This window comes from Brevundimonas sp. P7753, assembly GCF_013386595.1.
Taxonomy (GTDB): Bacteria; Pseudomonadota; Alphaproteobacteria; order Caulobacterales; family Caulobacteraceae; genus Brevundimonas; species Brevundimonas bullata.
In genome coordinates this window covers 1-4,589 of record NZ_JACARP010000187.1, presented here as the reverse complement: position 1 = coordinate 4,589, position 4,589 = coordinate 1, and the positions used below count along the sequence as shown (strand labels likewise).

At 65.6% G+C, this 4,589-nt stretch carries 5 protein-coding genes; 1 reads left to right on the top strand and 4 read right to left on the bottom strand.

The annotated features are described in order from the left end of the window. Positions 1-821 (bottom strand): amidohydrolase family protein (locus HX774_RS18935; RefSeq protein ID WP_178828605.1); only part of this gene is annotated, 821 nt, incomplete at its 3' end. Positions 822-1,002: 181 nt separating this feature from the next. Here HX774_RS18935 and HX774_RS18930 point away from each other — a divergent pair. Then, a complete protein-coding gene (locus tag HX774_RS18930; RefSeq protein WP_178828966.1) occupies positions 1,003-1,416 on the top strand; it encodes a VOC family protein in 414 nt (137 codons plus the stop codon). A gap of 12 nt (positions 1,417-1,428) precedes the next feature. Here HX774_RS18930 and HX774_RS18925 read toward each other — a convergent pair whose 3' ends face one another. From HX774_RS18925 to HX774_RS18915, 3 genes are all read right to left on the bottom strand, one after another. Continuing rightward, positions 1,429-2,196, bottom strand: coding sequence for an IclR family transcriptional regulator (locus HX774_RS18925; protein WP_255500558.1), 768 nt, complete (start codon positions 2,194-2,196; stop codon positions 1,429-1,431). Between the two features lie 216 nt (positions 2,197-2,412). Beyond that, positions 2,413-3,273: an NAD(P)H-binding protein gene (locus HX774_RS18920; RefSeq protein WP_178828964.1), complete on the bottom strand. Its 861-nt coding sequence runs from the start codon at positions 3,271-3,273 to the stop codon at positions 2,413-2,415. 44 nt (positions 3,274-3,317) lie between these two features. After that, complete coding sequence (locus HX774_RS18915; RefSeq protein ID WP_178828963.1) at positions 3,318-4,526, bottom strand: FAD-dependent oxidoreductase; 1,209 nt, start codon at positions 4,524-4,526, stop codon at positions 3,318-3,320. Positions 4,527-4,589 lie beyond the last annotated feature (63 nt).

Here is a 4,589-nt window from a genome sequence, read left to right as displayed (position 1 = left end):
TACGGGATCCAGCCGATCCCCCCTTCCGACAGCGCCATCTTCAGGGTCGGGAACTTCTTCCACATCGGCCCCCAGATCCAGTCGGCCGCCGAGTTGGCGATCGAGATCGGCATCGAGGTGATCCAGGCGTCGATCGGCGACAGGTCCGAGGCGTGGTTCGCCGCCGCCCCCGTGCCGATGTGACAGCAGATCACCACCTGGTTGTCGGCGCAGACCTTCCACAGCGGATCCCAGTAGGGATCATGGATCGACGGCCAGCCCGACAGCGCCGGGTTGTCCGAGAAGGACAGGGCGTGGACGCCCAGCTTGACCATCCGCTCGACCTCGGCCACCGCCGCCTGCATGTCCCAGAAGGGCGTCAGCATCAGCGGGATGAAGCGCCCCGGCGCCGCGCCCGCCCAGTCGAAGCAGTGCCAGTCGTTGTAGGCCCGGATGGCCGCAAGAGCGACCTCGGGGTCCTGCCGCGACGCCGTCTGGAAACGCGCCCCGGCGAAGCCCGGGAAGGTCGGGAAGCAGAGCGACCCCAGGATGCCGTTGGCGTCCATGTCCTCAACCCGCGCCTTGATGTCCCAGGTGCCCCGGCGCATCTGCTCGTAGTTGAGCGGCTCCATCCCGTATTCTTCCTTGGGACGGCCCACCACCGAGTTCAGGCCCATGTAGCCCGCCGCCTTCTCCTCGAACATCCAGACGTCGCGACCGTCCCTCTGCTCGATCTTCGGCTCGCGACCCTTCAGGTGCGCCGGCCAGTGCGGCGTGAACGCCCCCGGAGGCTCAATCACGTGATCGTCCACGCTCACAAGGATCAGGTCATCGACAGTCATGGGGCTCTTCCTCGTTTCCACGGACGGCTTGGCGCCGCCTCGAATTCAGACGCCGCCGCACGGACTCGCGCCATTCAGAATTCTTCTCTAGAACAAAAACGGCAAAAGTGTCTAGAAAATATGACGCGCGCCGTCAGGCGCGCCGGCCCCGCGTGAAGCAGATTTCGCCCAAGGAGACGCCATGATCCGCCGCATGGACCATTTCACCATCGTCACTGATCGCCTGAACGAGAGCGTGAACTTCTATCGGATGTTGGGCCTGGTCCCCGGCCCGCGTCCGGACTTCGGCGTGGGCGGAGCCTGGCTGTATGCCGAGGACCGTCCCGTGCTTCACTTGGTCGAAACTGACCGCATGCCTGACCCGCGGCGCGGCGCGCTTGATCATATGGCTTTCTTCGCCGAGAATTTCAAAGCGGTGGCCGAACAGGCCACCGCTGCCGCCCTGCCCTATCGCGTTATCCGCACCCCGCGGCCTTTCAGCCTGTGGCAGATGTTCCTCTTCGATCCCAATGGCGTCGAGGTGGAACTGGACTTCGCCCCTGACGAAGTCCCGCCCGCCGATTGGAAGGAACACGCCGGCCTTGGCGCACGGTGACGCCGGGGATGTTCAGGTCAGCGCCGACGTCAGCCTTTGACCCGCGTCATGAAGGGCGACGCCGATCTCATCGAGCGCCTCGCCCTCGTATTGCCCCTGCAGCATGACCCCGACGATCGTGAAGGCCACCTCGCCGCCGCGATCAAAGACCGGAGCGGCCACGGTCTGGACGCCGCGCGTGAAATAGCCCCGATCGACAGCCCATCCCCTTGCCTTGGCGGTTTCGACCTCGTCCCAGTAAGCTTCAAACGTCAGAGGCGTCTGCCAGCGCAAGGCGTTGAAGCCCGACTTCAGCTCTTTGCGGGTCCACCCGAGATAGGGGGCCATGACGCGGCCGGTCGCGGCCATCAGGACAGGAAGGCGCTGACCCTCGGCCATTTCAATGCGCACATTGGCGGGACTGGGGACGCCCTTGACCAGGACGATCTTGTCGACGCCCAGCCGCTTCCATAGCGTCACGGTGATATTGTACCGGTCCGCGAGGTCCCGCATCTGGGGCGTCGCCGCCGCGATGCGCTGGCCCTCCGTCAATAGGCTGCCCACCAGAGTGGTGAGACCCACGCCGACCGAGTAGGTCTTGGCGACCGGATCGAACTCCACGACCTCTTCCATCACCAACGTGCGCAGGATGTTGAAGCAGGTGCTGGCGTTCAGGCCGAGGCTGCGCGAAATGGTCACGGACCGGGTGGGACCTCCCGCCTCGACCAGGAATTTCAGGATCCGGATCGCATTGGCCGCCGGTTTGACGAACACCATCTTTTCAGGGACATCGTTCGACATGGCCGCGGCGTCGGCCTGTCCCTCGGGCTCGTGGCGCCCGTTTTTGCCTGCTGCTGATCGCGCCATGCGCACCCCGTTGAATCTTGCGGCCGGGCCGCGATCATGCCTTCTGATTAGCAGGCATTGAGCTTGAAGCGAAACGGGAAACCAACCCGACGGGCCGGCGCCCATCTGGCCGGATCAGCCGTTCGGACGGCCTCCGTCCGATCTGACGATTCAGGCCGGCGCCACCTGATCCGAAAAGGCTTTCATCAGGACAGTCTCGAGTGACTGCGGCGCCCGCCCCGACAGGATTTCGATATCGCCGGTGACAATATCGAATCCCCCGGCGACGAAGCCCTGACGGATGGACAGGACGACCTCGACGACATGGGGCGGCAACCCCGCGTCCAGGAATCGGGCCCGCAGGTCCTGAAGGGGCATAGTCACATGCTGCAGCGGCTTTCCGGCCAGCTTCGTCGCCAGGTCGGCGCGCTCGGCCCCCGTCCAGGCCCGTGGTCCCGTTCCGACGTAGACGGCGCCCTCATGCCCCTCCCCTGCCAGGAGCCCGGCGGCGGCGGCGGCCAGGTCCGCACGGGAGACGAAGGCGACCCGGTTCTCTCCCAGCCCGACCAGCGCGCCTTGGGCCAGAGCGGCCTTCGCCTCGTCCGCAAAGGACTCGGCGTAGTAGTTCATGCGCAGGATGCTCCACTGCAGCGCCGTCTGCATCAGATGTTGCTCCGCCGCAAAGTAGGACGCCCATACATCGGGCTCCGGCCGTGCCCGCGCGCCGGCAGACGACATGAAGACCACATGGGGCACGCCGGCGCGACGGGCGGCGTCAATGGCCGCCAGATTTTGCTGCGTGCGCTGTCCGGGAGCCAGGGCGACGGTCGGAATGATCAGCAGGCGATCCAGGCCGGCGTAGGCGGCGTCCAGACTTTCAGGCTGATCATAGTCGCCGAACCGGGTCTCGTGGCTCCCCGTCGGCAGCGGCGTGCGCGTGATCCCCACGACCTCCACGCCTGAGCGAAGGCGCAGATTCTCCACCACGCCGGCACCAAGCTTCCCGCTCGCTCCGCTCACGCCGATCTTCATCGCTCATTCTCCTCGGTTCCGAAACCGCCTGACAGCCCCGGGCGTCAGACTTCCTTCATTGGAATGGTCACGTCGGCGAGCCGCGCCGGATCGACCTCGCGCCGCGACGCCAACCATTGCCGCCCCGCCATGAATTCCGGCGGTGCATTGATCGCCTCCACTGCCTGGACCCGCCCCCCTGACAGGTGGAAGACTGCGAACTTGCGACCTGCTGGATCTCCGCGGGTGACGACCTGATCGACATCGAACGGCAGGCCGGCGATCTGCAGCTTGAGGTCGTACTGATCGGACCAGAACCAGGGCGTGTCCGGCTTGGGCTCGGGCGCGCCGCTGATGGCGGCCGCAGCCTGACGCGCCTGCTCAAGAGCATTCGGAACGCTCTCCAGGCGCAGCGTCCGGCCATAGAGGGGCATAGGCCTGTGCGTCAGATCGCCGACAGCAAATATGTCTGCGTCCGAGGTCCGCGCCTGGCCGTCGACGACGACGCCGTTGTCACAGGCCAGCCCCGCCTCGCGCGCCAGATCGTCGTTGGGAATTGCCCCGATCCCGACGAGGACAGCGTCGCAATGCAGCACCCCGCCATTCGCCAGCCGAACGCCCGACACGTGGCCGTCCAAGCCTTCGAACCCTTCGATCTCAACGCCGAAATGGAACCGTACGCCGTGGCCCTCGTGCACTCCGCGGAAGAAATCGGACAGCACCGGACCCGCGACGCGGGCCAGCAGTCGATCCTCGCGTTCCAGCACATCGACGTCGGCGCCCAGCTTGCGAGCCGACGCCGCGACCTCAAGCCCGACATAACCGCCGCCGATGATGGCTAGGCGGAATCCGGGTTTGAAATAGGCCTTGAACATCTCGGCGTCGTCGATCGTTCGAAGCTCGAGAAATCCGCCCAGGTCGCTGCCTGGCAGCACCAGGCGACGCGCCCGGGCGCCCGTGGCGAGCACGAGGGTCTCATAGCTGAGCGTTTCTTCGGACGAGAGCGTCAGTGTTTTCGTGGCGCGGTCGATCTGCACCACGCGGGTCGAGGTGCGCAGATCAATATCAGCCTCCGCGTACCAGTCGCGGGGCCGCAACAGCAGCCCCTCCTCCCCGATTTCACCCTTCAGCCACCCCTTCGACAGGGGGGGACGTTGATAGGGCGGATGCGACTCTTCGCCAATCAAGGTGAGGGGCTCCGCATATCCGTTTTGGCGCAGCATGGCCGCGACGCTTCCCCCGGCGTGCCCGGCCCCAACGATGATCGTGCTCACTTTGTTTTAAACCCCTTCATCATCACGGCCGCCACGACATTGACTATCACTTTGACCTCGCGC

Coding starts and splice junctions, on each gene's coding strand:
- HX774_RS18930 (WP_178828966.1), top strand. CDS start 1,003: ATGATCCGCCGCATGGACCATTTCACCATCGTCACTGATCGCCTGAAC.
- HX774_RS18925 (WP_255500558.1), bottom strand. CDS start 2,196: ATGTCGAACGATGTCCCTGAAAAGATGGTGTTCGTCAAACCGGCGGCC.
- HX774_RS18920 (WP_178828964.1), bottom strand. CDS start 3,273: ATGAAGATCGGCGTGAGCGGAGCGAGCGGGAAGCTTGGTGCCGGCGTG.